Raw genomic sequence first — 20,014 nt, 5'->3', positions numbered from 1 at the left:
CTCAGTGAACGTCACGGCGGCTGCGCATCAGGTCGTACAGCGCGGCGAGCAGCGCGACGCCGACCGACGACACCACGACGAACAGCCCATGGCGGAACGCGGTGGCCCAGCCGTCGCCCAGCGAGCCGAAGAAGGTCGAGCCGGCCGCCGCGATGCCGATGGCCGAGCCGAGCCGCTGCCCGGTCTGCAGCACGCCGGCCGCGCTGCCGCCGCCCGCGGGCGGCACCTCGGAGAGCGTGATGGCCTGGTTGGGTGAGATCACCAGGCCGCTGCCGAGGCCCGCGAGCAGCAGCGGCAGGACGGTCGCGAGGCCCGTACGCGGCCCTGGGACGAGCGCGGTGGCAACCATCGTGGCGATGAGCCCGGCGATCACCATGCACAGCCCGATCGCCGTCAGCCGCCGCCCCATCCGGGAGACGAGGTGCCCGCCGAGCACGGCGGCCGAGGCGGAGCCGAGCGCGAACGGCGTGATCGCGAGCCCGGCGAGCAGCGGGCTGTAGCCGTGGCCGCTCTGCAGGTAGAGGGTGAAGATGAAGAAGATGCCGGTGAAGCCGGAGAAGTAGAACAGCGCGATGGCGGTGCCCAGCCGGTACGACCGCTTGCGGAAGAGCTCCAGGTTGACCAGCGGCTCGCGCGGATAGCGGCGCTCCCAGGCCACGAAGGCGGCCAGCACGACCAGCGCGGAGACGGCGATCAGCGTGGAGACCTGAGCGTCCCAGCGGTGCCGCTGGATGGCGGGCACCAGCAGCCCGGCCACGCCGGCTCCGAGCAGCAGCACGCCGACCGGGTCCATGCTCTCGCGCCTGCGCTCATCGACGTCGGGGCGCGGCAGCGCCCGCCAGGCCAGCGGCAGCAGCGCCAGCCCGATCGGCACGTTCACCAGGAACACCCACCGCCAGCCCAGCTCGGGCCCGAAGACGGTCACCAGCGCGCCGCCGATGAGCGGCCCGGCGGCGGTGGAGACGCCGATGGTGGCGCCGAGCGCCCCGAACGCGCGGCCCCGCTCCGAGCCCCGGAACATCTGCTGGATCAGCCCGGACACCTGCGGGTTCAGCAGCCCCGCCGCCATGCCCTGGACGAGCCTGGAGACGATCAGGACGGGCATCTGCCAGGCGAGGCCGCAGAACGCGCTGGAGAGGGTGAACAGCGTGACGCCCCACAGGAAGATCGTGCGGCGGCTCCTGGCGTCGCCCAGCCGCCCGGCGGGGATGAGGAACAGGCCGAAGGTGAGGGCGTAGCCGGACACCGTCCACTGCAGGGCGTCGTCGCCGGCGTGCAGGGCCTCGCGGATCGACGGCAGCGCGACGTTGACGATGCTCACGTCGAGCCCCGTCATGAAGGCGGAGGTCAGGCATACGGCCAGGGCGCGCCGTCGCGGGTCGGAGCCGAACGCGCCGATCACCTCCTCCGCCGGAAACCGAGCTGGATGATTCCCTGGGAAAGCGGAGATATCGCCCACCAGGATTTTCTTTGCCCGGAATGCCCCCTCACGAGTACCGTCCGATCATGAGCACGATGGAGGTCGAGCAGAACGGCATCAACGCCGTCCCCGAAGGTGAGCGGCGTGGGAGGCCGCGCGACCTGTTCTGGCCCTGGGCGGGCTCGAACCTGTCGCTGTTCGGGGTGGCGTTCGGCGTCTACATCGTCGGGCTGCAGCTCGGCGTGGTGCCCGCGATCATCACCGGCGCCGTGGGTTACGTGCTGTCGTTCCTGCTGGTCGGGCTGGTCGCGGTGGGCGGGGCGCGGTCCGGCGTGCCGACGATGACGCTCGGGCGGGCGCCGTTCGGCTACCACGGCAACAAGCTGCCGGCCCTGTTCTCCTACATCTCGAACGTCGGCTGGGAGATCGTGCTGGTCACGCTCGCCGCGCAGAGCGGGGCCGAGATCCTCGGCCGCGTCGCGCCCGGCATCCCGGAGACGACGACCACCGCGATCTGCTTCGCCGTCGCCGCCGTCGTGGTGATCGCGGTCGGCGTGTACGGCCACGCGATGATCATGGTCGTCCAGCGCTACCTGACGTACGTGTTCGTCGTGCTCACCGTCGTCTACATGGTGCTCATGGCCCCCGACCTCGGCGTCTCGCTGGAGACCACGGCCGGCCCCGGCGGCTGGGTGGGCGGCGTCATCTTCGCCATGACGCTGCTCGGGCTCGGCTGGGTCAACTGCGGCGCCGACTACTCCCGCTACCTGCCCGCCACCTCGTCCCCGCGCTCGGTGACCCTGTGGACGACGCTCGGGGGCGCGCTGCCGCCGATGGTGCTGCTGGTGTTCGGCGTGCTGCTGGCGGGCGGTGACCCCAAGCTGGCCGAGGAGGCGGGCGCCAACCCGGTGGCGGCGCTGGCGGCGGCGCTGCCGACCTGGTTCCTGCTGCCGTACCTGCTGACCGCGATCGGCGGATTCCTGGCCGGGGCGATCATGGACATCTACTCGTCGGGCCTGTCGATGCTGGCGCTCGGCGTGCCGATCAGGCGCCACTACGCGGTGCTGATCGACGGGCTGCTCATGGTGCTCGGCGGCTACTACCTGCTGTTCGTCTCCACCAGCTTCCTGGCCACCTTCCAGGCGTTCCTCGCGATCGTGGGCGTGGTGATGGCGGCATGGGCGGCGATCTTCCTGGTGGACATGTGGCGGCTGCGGGCCGGCGGCCGGGGCTACGACGAGCGGCTGCTGCGGGCCGGCGCGCCCGCGCTCAACTGGGCGGGGCTGCTGTCGCTGGTCGTGGCGTCGATCACCGGGCTCGGGCTGATCACCTCGGCCGACCCGAACATCGCGAACGTGGTCGGTTTCCTCATGAGCGCGGAGCTGGAGGGCGGCACGTTCGGGTCGGCGAACATCGGCGTGGTGATCGCGCTGGTGCTGGCCGGGATCCTGTACTTCGCGCTGTCGGCGGTGCCGCGGCTGCGCACCCGCGTGCGGAGCTGACCCGGGTGGTTACGCTTGGTGCGTGACGATGAACGTTCCGTATCGGCTGCTGACCTGGGCGGTGCACGCGACGGGGCTCGGGGTGCTGGCGGTCTCCGTGGTCACCACGTGGCAGCAGGACCGCCTGGCGGTCGCGTCCGGCGGGGTGCTGCTCGGCCTCCTCTACGCCGCCGCGCCCGCCACCCCGGGCCCGGCCAGGGCGGTGTGGCTCGGGCTCGTGAGCGCCGGGTGGGCGGTGCTGGCCGTGGCGGCGCCGCCGTTCGTGTGGCTGGCGTTCCCGCTGCTGTTCGCGTACCTGCACGTGCTGCCGCTGTGGGCGGCGATGTTCGGCGTGTCGGTGCTGACCTCGTCGGCGATCATCGCGGCGGCCTGGCACGCCGGTGAGCTGACCCTGCCGCTGCTCGTCGGGCCGGGCGTGGCCGCGGCCGTCGTGACGCTGCTCGCGCTCGCCTGCAAGGCGCTGCGCGCCGAATTGGGGCGCTAGGCGGTCACGATCGCGAAGTCCGGCACCGGGTGGTCGAGCACGGCCACCAGCCGGCGCAGCACGTTCGTGTCGCCCTCGCGCTCGACGCCCTCCACGCCCTTGCCCGAGAGCAGGCCGGCGAGCTGCGCCCTGGTCAGCCGCAGGGTGAGGTCGGCGGCGCCGTCGTCGCGCGGGTCGCGCTGCTGGACGAACGCGCCGTTCGACAGTGACGTACGGTAGCGCCGGCCCAGGTCGGTCAGGTGCCAGTCGATGGTCAGCCGCTCGTGCCAGGCGCGCGGCCCGTCCACCCTGATGGCGATCGAGTCGAAGATCTGCTCCACCGAGAGCGCGGCGAAGAAGTCGGCCTCGGGGCGGTCGGCCGCGCTGGAGCCGGCCGGCACGATGCCGTCGGCCAGCTCCAGCGCGCCCATGAGGTAGAAGTTGCGCCAGGTGGCGTTCTCGGCGCCGTGGCCCAGCCGGGTGTAGACCTCGGCCAGCAGGTCGCGAGCCTCCTTGTTGCCCTCGTCGGCGAAGACCGCGTGGTTGAGCAGCTGGGCGGCGAAGCGCAGGTCGTTCTCGTCGATGTAGCGGCGGGCGAAGGCCACCACCGCCGCGCCGCCGCCGAGGCACTCGACGTACCTGATCGCGCTCTCCTTCGGCGGGTGCTCCCACAGGTGGGCCGGGTTGCCGTCGAACCAGCCGAGGTAGCGCTGGTAGACGGCTTTCACGTTGTGGCTGACGCTGCCGTAGAAGCCGTGCGCGTGCCACGCCTGCTCCAGCTCGGGCGGGAGCTGGACGACCTCGGCGATCTCGGCCGCCGTCAGGCCCTTGTTGAGCAGGCGCAGGGTCTGGTCGTGCAGGTAGGCGTACAGGTCGCGCTGCTGCGACAGGAAGCGCTCGATGCGCTCGCGGCCCCAGGTGGGCCAGTGGTGGGAGGCGAAGGCGACGTCCGTGCCGTCGAGGAACAGGGCGAGCGCCTCGGTGAGGTAGCGCGCCCAGGCCCGCGCGTCGCGGACCTGCGCGCCGCGCAGCGGCAGGATGTTGTGCTGGTTGTGGGTGGCGTTCTCGGCCAGGCACAGGGCACGGCGACCGGGGAAGAACACGTTCATCTCGGCGGGGGCCTCCGCGCCCGGCGTCAGCTGGAAGATCATCCGTACGCCGTCCACGACCTCCTCCTGGCCGGTACGCGTGATCTCCGCGGTCGGCGGGATGAGCGACATCGTGCCGGTCGAGACCGTCATGCCGAGCCCGGCGCCGACCTGGCCCTCCGGGGAGCGGGGCAGGGCGGGGCCGTACATGTAGACGGCGCGGCGGGCCATCGCGGGGCCCGCGTAGACGTTCTCGGTGACCGCGTGCTCCATGAAGCCGGCCGGGGCAAGGATCGGCACGCCGCCGCCGGTCACCCCGCGCACGCCGCCGAAGTGGTCCACGTGGGAGTGGGTGTAGACCACGCCGGTGACCGGGCGGTCGCCGCGATGGGCGCGGTAGAGCTTGAGCGCGGCGGCGGCGCACTCGGTGGAGATCAGCGGGTCGATGACGACGACGCCGCTCTCGCCCTCGGCCAGGGTCATGTTCGACAGGTCGAGGCCGCGTACCTGGTAGATGCCGTCGGTGACCTCGTACAGGCCCTGGCGGGCGCAGAGCGCGCCCTGCCGCCACAGGCCGGGATGGGCGGTCCGCGGGCAGTCCTCCTTGAGGAAGTCGTAGGCGTCGTTGTCCCACACGACGTCGCCGTCCACCGATTTGACGACGCCTGGGGTGAGGGCGGCGATGAAGCCCCGGTCGGCGTCCTCGAAGTCGGCACGGTCGTGAAATGGAAGGTCTGCCATGCCAAGCCGCATGCCCCAGAGAACCAGACATATAGCCCAATAGATGCACTAAAGAGGATGAATCTCCGGCAAGCCCGGAGGTGATTAGGGTGGTCACGTGGATGCGTGCGTATTCGATCTCGACGGTGTGCTGGTGGACTCCGAGCCGGTGTGGGAGGAGGTGCGGCGGGCGTACGTCGCCGATCACGGCGGCACCTGGCAGCCCGACACGCAGACGAAGCTGATGGGCATGAGCACCGGCGAATGGGCGGCCTACCTGCACGAGATCGGCGTCGAGCAGGAGCCGGGCGACATCGCGCGCGGCGTGATCGACGAGATGGCGGCCCGCTACCGCGACGGCGTCCCGCTGATGCCGAAGGCCGTCGAGACCGTCCGCCGCCTGGCCGCGACGGCCACGCTCGGCCTGGCCAGCTCGTCCCCCCGGCGGCTGATCGACGTCGTGCTCGACACGGCGGGGCTGACGGAGTGCTTCGCGGCCACCGTGTCCACCGAGGAGGTCGAGCGGGGCAAGCCGGCGCCCGACGGCTACCTGGAGGCGGCGCGGCGGCTCGGCGTCGATCCCCGGGGCTGCGTGGCGGTCGAGGACTCCAGCAACGGGCTGCGGTCGGCGTACGCGGCGGGGATGCACGTGATCGCGGTGCCGCACCCGCGCTACCCGCCCGCGCCCGACGCGCTCGCCCTGGCCTGGCGGGTGCTGCCCGGCCTCGACGCGCTCACCCCCGAGCTGATCGGCTGAGCCCGGCCCCCTTCACGACTCGCGGGGCTGCTGCCAGGCCATGTCACCGCAGGTGGCTACGATGTGGGAATCGTGCGAGACATCACGGTTTTCAGTGGCAGTGCCCACCCCGAGCTGGCCGAGGAGATCTGCGCCCAGCTGGGCACTCCTCTCCACCCCGTACAGATCAACCGCTTCGCCAACGACGTACTCGAAGTGCAGCTCCAGGCCAACTGCCGGGAGCGCGACGTGTTCCTCATCCAGCCGCTCGTCCCGCCGGTGCAGGAGCACCTCGTGGAGTTGCTGCTGATGCTCGACGCCGCGCGCGGCGCCTCCGCCGCGCGGACGACCGTGGTGCTGCCGCACTACGCCTACGCCCGCAGCGACAAGAAGGACGCCCCGCGCATCTCCATCGGCGCCCGCCTGGTCGCCGACCTGATGGTCGCCGCGGGCGCCAGCAGGGTGCTGGCCATGACCCTGCACTCGCCGCAGGTGCACGGCTTCTTCAGCGTGCCGGTCGACCACCTCCACGCGCTGCGCGAGCTGGCCGCCCACTTCCGCCGCTACGACCTGTCCAACACCGTCGTCGTCTCCCCCGACCTGGGCAACGCCAAGGAGGCCGCCGCCTTCGCGCGGCTGCTCGGCACCGGCGTCGCCATGGGCGCCAAGCAGCGCTTCAGCGACGACCGCGTGGTGATCAGCTCCGTGATCGGCGAGGTGACCGGCAAAGACGTGATCATCCTCGACGACGAGATCGCCAAGGGCAGCACGGTCATCGAGCTGCTCGACCGGCTGCGCGAGCAGAAGGTCAGGTCCGTACGCGTGGCCTGCACGCATGGCCTGTTCTCCAGCGGCGCGCTCGAACGCCTCACCTCGCTGCCCGAGGTCGAGGAGATCGTCTGCACCAACACCGTGCCGCCGCCCAAGCCCGCCGACAACCTGACCGTGCTGTCGATCGCGCCCGCCCTGGCCGAGGCCATGCGGCGGATCCACGACGGCGAGTCGGTCAGCGCCCTGTTCAGTACATCCTGACCACCTGACCCGTCACCCGCCGCCCCTGGTGCGAGGCCAGGAACGTGATCACCTCGGCGACGTCGTCGGGCTGTGCCACCTCGGGCAGCACGCCGTCGGCGGCGACCGCGATGGCGACCTTCTCGTTGACCCAGCCGGTGTCGGTGACGGGCGGATGGACCATGTTGGCCGTGACGCCGTGGCGGCCCAGCTCGCGCGCGGCCGACATGGTGTAGTTCTCCTGGGCGGCCTTGGCCGCGCCGTAGCTGACCTCGGTGGGGAAGCCGTCGGGGCCGCCCGAGGTGAGGCCGATGATGCGGCCCCAGCTCGCGCCGCGCTCCAGGTGGCGGCGGGCGAACTCGGCGATCAGCAGGGCGGGCGCGCGTACGTCGACGGCGAACAGCCGCTCGTGGGTCTCGGCGTCGACCGGGCGCAGCGGGCGGCCGAAGGAGTCGCGCTCGGCGGGCGAGAAAGTGTCGCTGAGCCAGCCGCTGGCGTTGTTGACCAGGATCTCCACCGGGCCGAACGCCTTCTCGGCCTGGTCGAACAGGGCCTTGGGGACGGCCGGGTCGGCGAGGTCGGCCTCCACCGCTTCCGCTGTGCCGCCCGCCTCGCGGATGCGGGCCACGACCTCGGCGGCGTCGGCGGCGCGCGCCTGGTCGTAGGCCGCGGGATAGACCGGGTCGTTCAGCGGCGTCAGCCGCTTGTACGTGAGGAAGACCGCCACGCCCTCGGCCGCCAGCGCGCGGGCGGCCGCCGCGCCGATGCCCTGATTGGCTCCGGTGATCAGCGCGACCTTTCCAGACAGCCGGGTATCGATCATAGTTGCCATCATGCACGCAGCGACGGAACGCCTGCTGGAGGTTTTTCTCGAGGGCGTCGAGCCGGCCGTCCCCCTGGTCGCGCTCTGGGCCCACGGCTCGTTAGCGGCCGGCGACTATCAACCAGGACGCAGTGACCTCGACCTGGTCGCGGTGCTCGACACCACGCCGACCATGGATCACTGGCGGCGGATCAAGGCGGTCCACAGGAGGCTACGCCTGCCGCTCGCGGAGCGGCTGCACTGCTCGTACATGGCGCGACAGGAGCTCGACGACCTCGGCGCCGAGCACATCACGTGGGCGCACGAGCGCATCTTCCGGCGCCCTGTGACGGCGGTGACGCGGCGCGAGCTGCACGAGGGCGCCCGTGTCCTGTACGGCCCCCCGCCCGCCGGGCTGCTGCCCCCCGTCTCGGACGAGGAGCTGGCCCGCTTCATCCGCGCGGATCTGCGCGACTTCTGGCTCGTCCGGGCGCAGGGGCGGCGGCGCTGGCTACAGGACGTCTGGGTGGATCTGGGCATGGTGACGGTGGCCAGGGCCACGGTCACCCTGCGGGACGGCCGGCTGATCAGCAAGCGGGAGGCACTCGAGGTGCTGCACGAGCTGGGCGCCCCCGCCGTGCTGATCGCCGACATCCGCGCCCGCCGCTACGGCACCGAGCAGCCGGTGCTCAGCCGATACAGGCGGGGACGGCTGGCCCGCGCGTTCGTCAGGTCGGCGATCGCCCGGGCGCTGGCCTGAAGCCCGGAGCGGGATGGCAATCCGGGAGCCGGTTGTTACGAGCTACGTATCGACACACCTCATCCCGGGAGAGTGCGACCTATGGTCGAAAGCAGGCAGTCCTATTTGCTGGCCGCGGAGTCGGCGGTGGAGCTCCTCCGTCACCCGGCGGTGGCGGCGTCATGGGACAAGCCGAGCGCGCTGATGGAGTTCAGCGTCGCGGGGCTCGCCGGGCACCTGGCGCATCAGCTCGTCAGGGTCGGCGAGGCGCTCACCCCCAGCGGGACCGTCCAGCCGCCCGTCACGCTCATGGAGCACTACACGCGCTCGCCGTGGGTTCAGGCCGGGCTCGACCACGAGAGCAACCTCAGCATCAGGCGCGGCGGTGAGGCGGCCGCCGCCGCCGGGCCCGCCCTGCTGGTCGAGCGCAGCCAGGCGCTGCTCGACATGCAGCGCGCGGCGCTCGGCTCCGAGCCCGCCGACCGGGTCGTCAACACGCCCGCCGGCTGGACGCTGCTCCTCGACGACTTCCTGCTCACCCGGCTCGTGGAGCTGGTCGTCCACGGCGACGACCTGGCCGCCAGCGTCGGGGTCGAGACGCCTCGGCTGCCGCCGTCGGTGATCGACCCGGTGGTCGAGCTGCTGGCCCGCCTCGCCGTCCACCGCCACGGCCCCACGGCCGTCATCCGCACGCTGAGCCGCGCCGAGCGCGCCCCCGCCACCATCAGCGCCTTCTGACGTCCGGGGCGCTCAAGCGCCGCCTGAGGGCCGCTCAGCTTTCGCCGCGGTACGGGAGTGGTCGGTGACCTCCGGATAGTCCTTCACCGGCGTGCGCCGGCCCAGCAGGTGCCGGTCCGCGAACGCGGCCAGGTGCGCCCGGGTGATCTCCAACGCCCGGGCGCCGTCGAGCTTCTGCGCCGGGATGCCCAGCGGCTTCCTGAGCAGCGCGTAGTCGACGAACGCCGAGTGGTCGGTGTCCGCCACCGTGATCCACCGCTTCGGCCCCTTCAGGTGCGTCCATGCCTCGTCCCAGCTGCCGCTCCCCTCGCCGGGGGCGTGTGACGGGGTGCCGATCATCATGAACGGGCGCTTGAGCGGCTTGCCGACCTTGAAGGTGCCGTCCAGGTTGACGCCCGCCTTGATGCGGTGGTCAGCGAGCATGGTCTGGGCGGCGGCGTACCCGCCCATGGAGTGGCCCACCATGGCGATCTTCTCGCGGTCGATGCGCCGGCCCCAGCGGCCGTCGAGCAGCTCGTCCAGCACGAACCGCACGTCCTTCACCCGGCCCGCCGCCACGTCCGCGCCGTCCGGCCGCTGCTCGCAGGACAGGCACGTGGTGGTGCGGCCGTCGGGGAACGTGGTGCCGACCGACTCGTACGTGTGCTCCACCGCCGCGACGAGATACCCCCTGGCGGCGAAGTCCTCGGCCAGCGACGTCAGCGTCGCCCTCGGGAAGCTGAACCCCGGCGACATGACGACCAGCGGCAGCCTGCCCTTGGCGACGGGCGCCTTGAGCCGCGCGTGCGTGACGATCCGGCTGAGCACGCTCTTGTCCGGCACGTCGTAGTCGGCGAGCACCGCCTCCGACTCCGCCCGCGTCATGTACGCCGCCCGCGCCCCGACGGCCTTCTTCGCCGGGTACCAGAGCGTCACCATCAGCTCCCTGTGCTCCGCGTCGGGATTCCACGGGTCCCGCCGGCTGCGATCCACGAGGTGCAGGCTCTCCGTCCCCACGGGCCGCCGTCCGGTGGGAGCCGGCAGCTCGAGCTCCGAGACGTGGGCCTGAACGGGGGCGGTGGCCGTCCCGTGGGCCGATGCGTGAGCCGATGCGTGGGCCGGTGGGGTGGCGAGGGTCGTGGGGAGGGTCAGGGTGAGGGCCGTGAGGGCCAGGGACTTGTGCATGGTTGCCAGGCTGGCGCGCCGGGCCGCCGAGGTGTCCGCCCCGATCGTCGATCGTCGCTTACTACTTTCGTCGTAAGGCGCGTCCCGGTCGGCGGGTTACTACTTTCGTCGTAAAGCGCCGCGCGGCGTGCGGCCTACGCTGTGGCCATGCGGTTCGTTCTGCTCGGCGCGGTGGTGGCCGGGCTGTCGTGGTTCACCGGGGCCGGGCAGGCGGGGGTGCCGTCCGGGCTGCCGGTCCCCGTGCTCGTCCTGATCGCCGCCGTGGCCGGGGTCGCCGCCTGGCATGCGCGCCGCGCCTGGTGGCCGCTGGCCGCCCTGGGCGCGCTGGCGTACGTGTGGCTGCTGATGTGGCCGCCGCTGCTGGTCGCCTCCTATCAGGCGGGCCGCACGCTGCGCGGCGCCCGTCACCTCGTCGCGTACGCCGCCGGCTGCCTGGTGGTGTGCGCCCTTCCGCTCGCGGTCGGCGGGCCGCAGCAGGCGCCCGCCACGGGGCCGGGCAACGCGCTGCTCATGGCGGTGGCCGTCGTCGGGCTGCCGCTGGCGCTCGGCATGTGGACGCGGGCCAGGGCCGAGGTGCTGGCCGCCGCCAAGGAGCGGGCGGAGCGGCTCGAACGCGAGCAGGTCATGCGGGCCGAGCAGGCCAGGGCGCAGGAGCGGGCGAGGATCGCGCGGGAGATGCACGACGTGGTGGCCCACCGGGTCTCGCTGATCGTGCTGCACGCGGGCGCCCTGGAGCTGCGTACCGGCGACCCGGAGGCGGCCGAGACCGCGGCGCTGATCGGCGGCATCGGCCGCGAGGCGCTGGCCAACCTGCGTGACGTGCTCGGCGTGCTGCGCGCGCCCCGGCACGAGCCGACCGGCGCCGCCCTCAGCCCGCCGCCCACGCTCGGCGACCTCGACCGGCTGCTCGACCAGTCGCGGGCCCTGGGCATCGACGTGACCAGGCGCGACGAGGGCGAGCCCCGGCAGATGGAGGAGACGGTGGAGCGCACGGCGTACCGGGTGATCCAGGAGGCGCTCACCAACGTGCACAAGCACGCGGGCGACGCGGGCACCGACGTGCTGATCCGCTACGGCGAGGACGAGCTGCGGGTGGAGGTGTGCAACGAGGCCCCGCACGCTCCCCGCGAGGGCGGGGCGGTGCCGGGAGCGGGATGGGGGCTGGTGGGGCTGCGCGAGCGCGTCGAGCTTCTCGGCGGCACGCTCCGCAGCAGCGCCCAGGAAGGCGGCGGCTTCCTCGTGAGCGCCAGGATCCCCTCATGATCAGTGACACCGCCCAAGTGGGCGGCGTTCTCATGAGTGCCGGGGTTCCCGCGTGATCAGGGTGCTCGTCGTGGATGACGAGGAGCTGGTGCGGTCGGGGCTGCGGCTGATCCTGGAGGCGTCGGGGGACATCGCCGTCGCGGGTGAGGCGCGGGATGGCGAGGAGGCGGTGTCGGCCGTACGACGGTTGCGGCCCGAGGTGGTGCTGATGGACGTCCGCATGCCGGGCCTCGACGGGCTGGCCGCGGCGGCCAGGATCCTCGCGGCGCCCGAGCCGCCCAAGGTGATCATGCTGACCACGTTCGACCTCGACGAGTACGTCCACGAGGCGCTGCGGCACGGCGCGGTCGGGTTCCTGCTCAAGGACACCCCGCCGCGCGAGCTGGCCGCCGCCGTGCGCACGGTCGCGGCCGGTCAGGCGATGCTCTCCCCCTCGGTCACCAAGCGCCTGATCGCCTCCTACGCCGACCGCGCCCCCTCCCGCGCCGAGGCCGCCCGCCGGCAGCTCGCCGGGCTGACCGGCCGGGAGGAGGACGTCATCAGGGCCCTGGCCCGCGGCCTGTCCAACGCGGAGATCGGCCGCGAGCTGCGCCTGACGGAGGCCACGGTCAAGGCCCACGTCAGCCGCGTGCTGGCCAAGCTGGGCCTGGCCAACCGCGTACAGGCCGCCATCCTCGTCCACGACGCCGACCTCACCTGAGCGTCAGGAGACGGTCTCCGCGTAGTGGCAGGCGGCCTGGGCGTCCGGGACGGCGGGCAGGATGTCAAGGAGCTGAGTGCGGCAGCGGCCGTCCACTCCCGCCTCCGCCGCCTTGCCCGACGCCAGCACCTGGCAGCGGGCGTGGAAGCGGCAGCCGCCGGGGATGCGGGTCGGGTCGGGCGGCTCGCCGGTCAGGACGATCCGCTCGGGCGACTCGGGCAGCACCGACAGCAGCGCCTGCGTGTACGGATGCCGCGGCGCCGTCAGCACCTGCTCGACGGGGCCCGACTCGACGATCCTGCCGAGGTACATCACGGCGACCCGGTCGGCGATGTTCCAGGCCAGGCCGAGGTCGTGGGTGACGACCAGCGCCGACAGCCCCAGCTCCGCGCGCAGCTTGAGCAGCAGGGCGAGGATCTCACCGCGTACGGACGCGTCCAGCGAGGCCACGGGCTCGTCGGCGACCAGCACCTTCGGGTTGAGCGCCAGCGCGCCCGCGATGACGACGCGCTGCCGCTGGCCGCCGGACAGCTCGTGCGGGTAGCGCTGGAAGAACCGCTCGGGCGGCCGCAGCCCGGCCCTGGACAGGGCGGTGGCCACGATGTCGCGCTCGTCGGCCAGCCCGTGGATGCGGGGGCCTTCCGCGACGGCCTCGTACACGGTGTGGCGGGGGTTGAGCGAGCCGGTCGGGTCCTGCAGGACGAGCTGCACCTGCCTGCGGTAGGCGCGCAGCGCCTTGGTGGTGTAGCCGAGGCCCGCGCCGTCGTAGCGGACCTCGCCCGAGGTGGGGCGTTCGAGGCCGAGCAGGGTGCGGGCGAGCGTGGTCTTGCCGCAGCCCGACTCGCCGACCAGGGCGACGATCTCACCCTCGCCGATGGCCAGGTTCACGCCGTCCACCGCGCGGGCGCGGCGGCCCCTGGAGGCGAACTCGACGTGCAGGTCCCGCGCTTCGAGCAGGGCGGACCTGGTGGTGCCGACCTCCTCCGCGGCGGTGCGGGTCTCCGTCATGAGGCGACCTCCTCGTCGGCCCTGGCGTGCACACAGGCCGCCGTACGGTTGGGCCCGGCCGGCCAGAGCCGCACGTCGAGGTCGGCGCACGTGTCGAGCGCGACCGGGCAGCGCGGGTGGAAGGCGCAGCCGGTGGGCAGCTCCATCGGGTCGGGCGGGTCGCCGCCCAGGCCCTTGGGGGCCATGCGCGAGACCGGGTCGCCGACGGTGGGGAACGCCGCCGCGAGCGCCTTGCTGTAGGGGTGCTTGGCGTCGTGGAACACCTCGGCGGACGGGCCGTGCTCGACGACGCGGCCGGCGTACATGACCGCGAGCTGGTCACAGACGTCGGCGAGCACCGACAGGTCGTGCGAGATCATGATGAGCGAGATGCCGTGCTCGGCGACCAGGTCCTTGATCAGGGTGAGCACCTGCGCCTGCACCATCACGTCGAGCGCGGTGGTCGGCTCGTCGGCGATGATCAGGCGCGGCGAGCAGGCCAGCGCCATCGCGATCATGATGCGCTGCCGCTGGCCGCCGGACAGCTCGTGCGGGTAACTGCGGGCCCGCCAGGCGGGCAGGCCCACTTGGTCGAGCAGCTCGGCGACGCGGGCGCGGGCGGCGTCGGGCTTGGCCAGGTCGTGCACGAGCAGCGGCTCGGCGATCTGCTCGCCGATCCTGCGCACGGGGTTGAGCCCGTGCTGGGCGCCCTGGAAGACGATGGACGCCTCGGCCCAGCGGACGGCGCGCATGCGTCCCCACTTCATGGTCAGGACGTCCTCGCCGTCGAGCAGGATCCGGCCGCCGACCTGCGCGTCCTTGGGCAGGAGCCGCAGCAGCGCCATGGCCAGCGTCGACTTGCCTGACCCCGACTCGCCGGCGACGCCGAGCGCCGCTCCGGCGTCGAGCGCCAGTGACACCCCGCGTACGGCGGGCACCTCGCCCGAGGCGATGCGGTAGGTCACGGACACGTCGTCGAGTTCGAGCAGGCTCATGCGGCCCTCCTCAGCCTCGGGTTGAGCACGGCCTCCAGGGCCCTTCCGACCAGCGTGAACGCCATCACGACGAGCAGGATGGCGAGGCCGGGGATGAGGATGTACCACCAGGCGCCCTGGGTGGTGGCGCCGAAGTCGTAGGAGGCCCGGAGCATGGTGCCCCAGGACGTGCGGTTGGAGCTGGCGCCGAGGAAGGCCAGCGTGGACTCGGTGACGATGGCGCTGGCCACCTCCAGGGTGGTGCTGGCCAGCAGCAGCGGCGCCACGTTCGGCAGCACGTGCCGGGTGGTGATGTGCCAGTGGCCGGCGCCGAGCGCCTTGGAGCGTTCGATGTACGGCCTGGCCTCGACGGCGAGCGTCTGCGCCCGGATCAGCCGGGCGGTGGACGGCCAGGTGGTGATGCCGATCGCGGCGATGATCGTGAACGTGCTGCCGCCCAGGATGGCGGCCAGGACGAGCGCGGTGACCAGCGAGGGCAGCACCAGGAACCAGTCGGTGACGCGCATGAGCGCGCCGCCCGCCCAGCCCCTGAAGTGCCCGGCGGCGACGCCCACGATCAGCCCGATCACGATGCTGAGCAGCGCGGCGAGGAAGCCGATGAACAGCGACGTGCGCGAGCCCCACCAGACCATGAGCAGGATCGACCGGCCCGACTCGTCGGTGCCGAACGGCTCGGCGAGGCTGGGCGCGGCCCACCGCTGCCCGGTGTTCTGGATGACGCTGGTGACCGTCTCGTCGATGAACAGCGGCGCGGCGAGCGCGAGCACCACCGCGACGACGAGGACGACGAGGCCCGCGACGCCGCCGCGGTGGGTGCGGAATCCGGCCCAGAAGCGGCTCAGCGCCTGCTTCCTGCGGGCCGTGGCGACAGCCGTCATGCGGACCTCACCCTCGGGTCGAGCACGTGGTAGACCACGTCGGCCAGCGTGTTCATGATGATGACGGCGACCGTGATCAGCAGGAACGTCCCCTGCATGAGCGTGAAGTCGGGCACTCTGACCGCCTCGTAGAACAGCTGCCCGAGCCCCGGCCAGGTGAAGATCGTCTCCACGGTGACGGCGCCGCCGACGACGAAGCCGATGCGCATGAACACCAGCGTGACCGTGGGCAGCAGCGCGTTGGGCACCGCGTGCCTGCGGCGTACGTCGTCGTCGCGCAGCCCCTTGGCCCTGGCCACCGTCACGTAGTCCTGGCTGACCTCCTCAAGCAGCGACGAGCGCATGATGAGCAGGTATTGGGCGTACACGACGGCCACCAGCGTCAGGCAGGGCAGCACCATGTGGGAGGCGACGTCGAGCACGTACGCGAACCCGTCGGGCGCGTCCACGCTCTCGATGCCACGGAAGGGGAAGATGCCGGGGATGGGCCCGATGCCGACGCCGAAGACCATCATCAGCAGCAGGCCGAGCCAGAACGTCGGGACCGACCACAGCAGCAGCGACAGCCCGGTGGAGAAGCGGTCGAAGCGGCTGCCGTGGTGCCAGCCCGCCCTGGTGCCCTGCCAGACGCCCAGGCTGACCGCGATGACCAGGCCGGTGCCGGCGAGCAGCAGCGTCGGGCCGATGCGCTCGCCGATGAGGTCGACGACCGGGCGCTTGTACTCGTAGGAGGTGCCGAGGTCGAGCCTGAGCGTGTCGCCCACGAACTGGAAGAACTGGTCGATGAGCGGCTTGTCCAGGCCGAGCCTGCGGCGTTCGAGGTCGAGCTGGGCCGGGGTCATGTTGCGGCCCTGGGCCAGGTTGCGTACGGGGTCGCCGGGGAGCAGCCGGAACACGAAGAACGTTCCGATGATCACCATGGCGATGCTGAACAGCGCCCCACCGGCCTTGGACAGCGCATATCGCAGCATGCCGCGGCTGGTGGGGCGCTCGTCACCAGGGCCCGCCGCCTGGGCGGCGGGCTCTGCTGCTTCGAGCGGTGTCGTCATTCGCGTTCGTCTGCGGTGCTCTTGCGCCGCCTGCTCAGGAGGAACACCGCGAGGCCGATGACCACCACGCCGCCCACGACGCCCGCGATCAGGCCGGTGTTGGAGCCGCCCTCCGCGCTGGAGCCGGACGCGGCCACGGCCTTGGCGTCCACGGTGTAGAACGGCCAGTAGCCGCTGCCGCCGTAGAGGATGCCGTTGTCCTCGGGGATCGGGGTGATGCTGGTGATGCGGTCCTTGCGGTAGCCCTCAAGGTCGTTGGTGTAGTAGATCGCGATGACCGGGGCGTCGGTGTAGAGACGCTCCTGCATCTTCTTGATGATCTCGGCGCGCTTGGGCCGGTCGAGCTCCTTCTGCTGGTCCTTGTAGAGCTGCTCGAACTCGTCGTCGCAGTAGAAGGACTCGGTGCCGCCGCCCTCACCGGTCGGGCTGGGCCGCCGGCTGCACAGGTGGGTGGCGAGGACCTCTTCGGGGTCGGGGTTGACCGACCAGCCGCTGATGGCGATGTCGAACAGGCCCGTGACCCCGGTCTCCTCGGTGAACTTGCTGGAGTCGAGCTTCTTGGTGGTCAGCGTGATGCCGATCTCCTTGAAGAAGCCCGTCAGGTATTCGGCCAGCTTGTCCTCGATCGGGGTGTCCGTGTGGATGCTGAACCGGAACTCCAGCTTGCGCTTGCCGTCGGGCATCGTACGGACGCCGTCGGCGCCCTTCTTGTAGCCGGCGTCGTCGAGGATCTGGTTGGCCTTGGCCGGGTCGTAGCTGACCTTCTCGTCACCGGTGGCCTCCCAGAAGAAGTCCTGGTACATCGGCGGGACGATCGAGCCGTCGGCCGGCTTGGCCAGGCCGTTCTGGACCTCGTCGACGAGCTTCTGCTTGTCGATGGCGTAGTGGAGCGCCTGGCGGACCTTCTGGTCCTTCAGCGCCGGGTGGCCGTCACCGACGGGCTTGTCGTCGCTGGTGGTGGCGCCGTGGTTGATCTGCAGGTACGCCGCGCGCCGGCCCTGCTCGTTCCAGGCGACGATGTTGGGGTCGTTCTGGATGGCCTCGAACTCCGGCGGGTTCATCCGGCCGAGCAGGTCGATGTCGCCGTTCTTCAGGCCCGCGATGGCGGCCTGCGGGTTGTCGTAGAAGATGACCTGCAGTTCGTCGATCTTGGGCTTGCCCCGCCAGTAGTTGGGGTTGGCCTGCAGCTTGACGTACTGGTCCTTCTTGTGCTCGATCGCGAAGTACGGGCCGCTGCTGACGGTCGGGTACTTCTCCGCGTCGTAGTTGGCCATGTCGGTGACCGATTCCCAGACATGCTTGGGCATGATCGGGACCGGGTTGTCCAGCATGCTGGCCTGCGGCGCCTTGAGCTTGATGACCAGGTCCTGGCCGCTCGCGGTGACGCTCTCGAAGTTCTCCACCGCGGGACCGTTGGCCGTCTTGGCGGCCTCGTCGGTCATCATCTTGTTGAACGTCCAGGCGGCGTCCTCGGCCGTGATCGGCTGGCCGTCGGACCACTTCGCGGCACGGATCTTGAAGGTCCAGGTGAGCCCGTCCTCCGACGTGCTCCACGACTCGGCCAGGTCGGGGCTCGGCGCGAGCGTCTTGGAGTCGGGCACCGTGAGGAAGCCGTACATCCAGCGGTGGATCGACGTGGAGACCAGGCGGACCGCGAGGAAGGGGTTCATCGAGTCCATCGCCTGCGTGGCGCCGACGCGTACGATCTTCTTCCCCGCCGCCGGGTCCTGGGCGAGGGCAGCCGTGGTGCCCTGACCGGCCACTAATAGCGCGACGCCCAGCGCAGCCAGGCGTGCGAACCATTTCCTCATAAGTGCCTCACCTTCAGGCGGGGGGTCTCTGTGTAGAAGAAGGCACACCATACGGAGACCGCGTGTCAACGAGTGGCGGAAAATTGTTTCATCTTCGTTTCCAACGGCGGTGTAAATTTTCAGTGCCCTTGGCACGGCCGTGAGCTGGCGTCATGTCCCCGCGGGCGCCATCATGTGGCGCTGCCCGAACTCCTTCGTGGTCATGTTCCCCCAGTCTGCCCCTTCCTGGTACCGCGAGTACCAGGAAGGGGAGGGTGCCGGCTGGTCAGCGGGCCGCGACGCAAGCTGGAACCATGACGACGACACTGATCACCGGAGCCAACAAGGGGCTCGGATACGAGACCGCCCGCCGCCTCGTCGCCGCGGGCCACACCGTCTACGTGGGCAGCAGGGACGCCGAGCGCGGCCGCCGGGCGACGGAGCGGCTGGGGGCGCGGCACGTGCTCATCGACGTCACCGACGACGCGTCCGTGGCCGCCGCGGCCGCCGCGGTGGAGGCCGACGGCGGGCTCGACGTGCTGGTCAACAATGCCGGGATCGAGGAGCGGCGGCCGGACGGCACGGTCTGCACGCCGGCCGAGGTGACGGCCGAGCAGATGCGCACGACGTTCGAGACGAACGTGTTCGGCGTGGTGCGCGTGCTGCACGCGTTCCTGCCGCTGCTGCGCCGCTCGGCCGCGCCCGTCGTGGTGAACGTGAGCAGCAGCCTGGGCTCGCTGGCCATCGGCACCACCGAGGGCACCCCGGTGTACGCCTACCCCGGCGTCGCGTACCCGGCCTCGAAGGCCGCGGTCAACCGGCTCACCGTGCAGTACGCCAAGGCGTTCCCCGAGATGCGGATCAACGCGGTCGAGCCCGGCTACACCAAGACCGACCTCAACTTCAACACCGGCACGCAGACCGTCGAGGAGGGCGCCGAGATCATCGTACGGATGGCGCAAGTCGGCCCCGACGGCCCGACCGGCGGTTTCTTCACCGCGCAGGGCCCGTTGCCGTGGTGAGCTAGCAGCAGCCCCCGGAGCCGCAGCACGACTCCCCCGCCATCGGCAGCAGCTCGACGGGGGCCGCCCGGCCCGCCAGCTCGTAGCCGGCCTCCGTGACGGCGGCGCCGATCAGCGCGTCGTCGATGGGGGCCTGGCTGGTGACGGTCACCGCGCCGGAGGCGAGATCGACCTCGACTCCGCTCACCCCGGCGATGCCGCTCACCTCTTCTGTCACGGCGCTGACACAATGGCCGCAGGTCATGCCCTCGACCTGGTATGTGGCGACGGTCATGCGAACGCTCCTTCCTGGATCGGCTCCGATGCGCTCACTCTATACCCCCTAGGGGTAAAGACGCATACATGCGCGCCGCCCGGTAAGGGGACGGGAAACACGCAGTCCAAGGGGGTTCTCATGCTGGACGGCAAGACCATCGCTTTCCTGGTGGCACCCGAGGGAGTCGAGCAGGTGGAGCTCACCGAGCCGTGGAAGGCGGTCAAGCAGGCGGGCGGCACGCCCAGGCTGGTCTCCACCTCCCCCGGCCAGATCCAGGCGTTCAACCATCTGGACAAGGCCGACACCTTCGCCGTGGACGACACCGTGGATCAGGCCGACCCGGCGTCGTACGACGGCCTGGTGCTGCCGGGCGGTGTCGCCAACCCGGACTTCCTGCGCATGTCGCCAGACGCCGTGCGCTTCGCCAGGTCCTTCTTCGACGCCGGCAAGCCGGTGGCGGCCATCTGTCACGCGCCGTGGACGCTCGTCGAGGCGGACGTCGTCCGCGGGCGCACGCTCACCTCGTGGCCGAGCCTGCAGACCGACCTGCGCAACGCAGGGGCGACCTGGGTGGACAAGGAGGTCGTGGTGTGCACGGAAGGCGGCAACACGCTGGTGACCAGCCGTAAGCCGGACGACCTCAAGGCGTTCTGCCAGGCCGTGACCGACCTCTTCGGCGACAAGTAGGACC

Annotated in this window: 19 protein-coding genes and 1 pseudogene; 10 read left to right on the top strand and 10 right to left on the bottom strand. The window is 71.5% G+C overall.

From position 1 onward, the window contains the following. Nucleotide 1: 1 nt before the first annotated feature. On the bottom strand, nt 2-1,402 hold the full coding sequence (locus AB0K12_RS36590; protein WP_364571651.1) for an MFS transporter: 1,401 nt from the start codon (nt 1,400-1,402) through the stop codon (nt 2-4). A gap of 104 nt (nt 1,403-1,506) precedes the next feature. Here AB0K12_RS36590 and AB0K12_RS36585 point away from each other — a divergent pair, with 104 nt between their 5' ends. Both AB0K12_RS36585 and AB0K12_RS36580 read left to right on the top strand, forming a co-directional pair. Then, nucleotides 1,507-2,922, top strand: a complete 1,416-nt coding sequence (locus AB0K12_RS36585) for a cytosine permease (protein ID WP_364571649.1) — start codon at nt 1,507-1,509, stop codon at nt 2,920-2,922. Between the two features lie 22 nt (nt 2,923-2,944). After that, a complete protein-coding gene (locus AB0K12_RS36580; protein ID WP_364571647.1) occupies nt 2,945-3,406 on the top strand; it encodes a hypothetical protein in 462 nt (153 codons plus the stop codon). Here AB0K12_RS36580 and AB0K12_RS36575 read toward each other — a convergent pair. Continuing rightward, nucleotides 3,403-5,214: an alkyl sulfatase dimerization domain-containing protein gene (locus AB0K12_RS36575; RefSeq protein ID WP_364571645.1), complete on the bottom strand. Its 1,812-nt coding sequence runs from the start codon at nt 5,212-5,214 to the stop codon at nt 3,403-3,405. The genes AB0K12_RS36580 and AB0K12_RS36575 overlap by 4 nt on opposite strands. A 97-nt stretch (nt 5,215-5,311) precedes the next feature. Here AB0K12_RS36575 and AB0K12_RS36570 point away from each other — a divergent pair, with 97 nt between their 5' ends. Beyond that, nucleotides 5,312-5,950 carry an HAD family phosphatase gene (locus tag AB0K12_RS36570; RefSeq protein WP_364571643.1) on the top strand — a complete coding sequence of 213 codons (639 nt, stop codon included), beginning with the start codon at nt 5,312-5,314 and terminating at the stop codon, nt 5,948-5,950. 72 nt (nt 5,951-6,022) lie between these two features. Then, nucleotides 6,023-6,961 (top strand): ribose-phosphate pyrophosphokinase, encoded by a 939-nt coding sequence (locus AB0K12_RS36565; protein WP_364571641.1) that lies wholly within the window; start codon nt 6,023-6,025, stop codon nt 6,959-6,961. On the opposite strand, the gene AB0K12_RS36560 is transcribed toward AB0K12_RS36565, so the two are convergent. Continuing rightward, nucleotides 6,948-7,763 (bottom strand): SDR family NAD(P)-dependent oxidoreductase, encoded by an 816-nt coding sequence (locus AB0K12_RS36560; RefSeq protein ID WP_364571639.1) that lies wholly within the window; start codon nt 7,761-7,763, stop codon nt 6,948-6,950. The two genes, AB0K12_RS36565 and AB0K12_RS36560, sit on opposite strands and share 14 nt — an antisense overlap. Nucleotides 7,764-7,773: 10 nt before the next feature. Here AB0K12_RS36560 and AB0K12_RS36555 point away from each other — a divergent pair, with 10 nt between their 5' ends. Then, a complete protein-coding gene (locus AB0K12_RS36555) occupies nt 7,774-8,502 on the top strand; it encodes a nucleotidyltransferase domain-containing protein (RefSeq protein ID WP_364571637.1) in 729 nt (242 codons plus the stop codon). A gap of 81 nt (nt 8,503-8,583) precedes the next feature. After that, on the top strand, nt 8,584-9,219 hold the full coding sequence (locus AB0K12_RS36550) for a maleylpyruvate isomerase N-terminal domain-containing protein (protein WP_364571635.1): 636 nt from the start codon (nt 8,584-8,586) through the stop codon (nt 9,217-9,219). Between the two features lie 12 nt (nt 9,220-9,231). Here AB0K12_RS36550 and AB0K12_RS36545 read toward each other — a convergent pair whose 3' ends face one another. Further along, nucleotides 9,232-10,383, bottom strand: coding sequence for an alpha/beta fold hydrolase (locus AB0K12_RS36545; RefSeq protein ID WP_364571633.1), 1,152 nt, complete (start codon nt 10,381-10,383; stop codon nt 9,232-9,234). Between the two features lie 147 nt (nt 10,384-10,530). On the opposite strand from AB0K12_RS36545, the gene AB0K12_RS36540 reads away from it, so the two are divergent. Together AB0K12_RS36540 and AB0K12_RS36535 are read left to right on the top strand one after the other, a co-directional pair. Beyond that, a complete protein-coding gene (locus AB0K12_RS36540) occupies nt 10,531-11,646 on the top strand; it encodes a histidine kinase (protein WP_364571631.1) in 1,116 nt (371 codons plus the stop codon). Between the two features lie 52 nt (nt 11,647-11,698). Next, the gene (locus tag AB0K12_RS36535; protein WP_364571629.1) at nt 11,699-12,346 is read left to right on the top strand and encodes a response regulator transcription factor; all 648 of its coding nucleotides are present in this window, start codon (nt 11,699-11,701) and stop codon (nt 12,344-12,346) included. A gap of 3 nt (nt 12,347-12,349) precedes the next feature. On the opposite strand, the gene AB0K12_RS36530 is transcribed toward AB0K12_RS36535, so the two are convergent. Genes AB0K12_RS36530 through AB0K12_RS36510 form a run of 5 tightly spaced genes read right to left on the bottom strand, consistent with a single transcriptional unit; the run spans nt 12,350 to nt 18,066 of the window. Next, entirely contained in the window at nt 12,350-13,354 is a 1,005-nt protein-coding gene (locus AB0K12_RS36530; protein WP_364571627.1) for an ABC transporter ATP-binding protein, read from the bottom strand. Beyond that, nucleotides 13,351-14,328 (bottom strand): ABC transporter ATP-binding protein, encoded by a 978-nt coding sequence (locus AB0K12_RS36525; protein ID WP_364571625.1) that lies wholly within the window; start codon nt 14,326-14,328, stop codon nt 13,351-13,353. Before AB0K12_RS36525 ends, AB0K12_RS36530 begins: the two co-directional genes overlap by 4 nt. Next, nucleotides 14,325-15,206: an ABC transporter permease gene (locus AB0K12_RS36520; RefSeq protein WP_364571623.1), complete on the bottom strand. Its 882-nt coding sequence runs from the start codon at nt 15,204-15,206 to the stop codon at nt 14,325-14,327. The genes AB0K12_RS36525 and AB0K12_RS36520 overlap by 4 nt, the downstream gene beginning before the upstream one ends. Continuing rightward, a complete protein-coding gene (locus AB0K12_RS36515) occupies nt 15,203-16,255 on the bottom strand; it encodes an ABC transporter permease (protein ID WP_364571621.1) in 1,053 nt (350 codons plus the stop codon). The genes AB0K12_RS36520 and AB0K12_RS36515 overlap by 4 nt, the downstream gene beginning before the upstream one ends. Then, nucleotides 16,252-18,066 (bottom strand): ABC transporter substrate-binding protein, encoded by a 1,815-nt coding sequence (locus AB0K12_RS36510; protein ID WP_364571619.1) that lies wholly within the window; start codon nt 18,064-18,066, stop codon nt 16,252-16,254. Before AB0K12_RS36510 ends, AB0K12_RS36515 begins: the two co-directional genes overlap by 4 nt. 293 nt (nt 18,067-18,359) lie before the next feature. Between AB0K12_RS36510 and AB0K12_RS36505 the strand changes: the two genes are divergently transcribed. Beyond that, a complete protein-coding gene (locus tag AB0K12_RS36505; RefSeq protein WP_364571617.1) occupies nt 18,360-19,067 on the top strand; it encodes an SDR family NAD(P)-dependent oxidoreductase in 708 nt (235 codons plus the stop codon). A 70-nt stretch (nt 19,068-19,137) separates the two neighbouring features. Here the strand turns inward: AB0K12_RS36505 and AB0K12_RS36500 are convergent. Then, nucleotides 19,138-19,341, bottom strand: a pseudogene (locus AB0K12_RS36500) (cation transporter); the annotation flags it as partial. 120 nt (nt 19,342-19,461) lie between these two features. On the opposite strand from AB0K12_RS36500, the gene AB0K12_RS36495 reads away from it, so the two are divergent. Continuing rightward, nucleotides 19,462-20,010, top strand: coding sequence for a type 1 glutamine amidotransferase domain-containing protein (locus AB0K12_RS36495; RefSeq protein WP_364571615.1), 549 nt, complete (start codon nt 19,462-19,464; stop codon nt 20,008-20,010). The last annotated feature ends 4 nt before the right edge of the window (nt 20,011-20,014 follow it).

The sequence above is a fragment of the Nonomuraea sp. NPDC049419 genome (genome assembly GCF_040676995.1).
GTDB classification, from domain to species: Bacteria; Actinomycetota; Actinomycetes; order Streptosporangiales; family Streptosporangiaceae; genus Nonomuraea; species Nonomuraea salmonea.
Note: the sequence above shows the minus strand (reverse complement) of the source record. Positions and strands in the feature narration are given on the sequence as shown.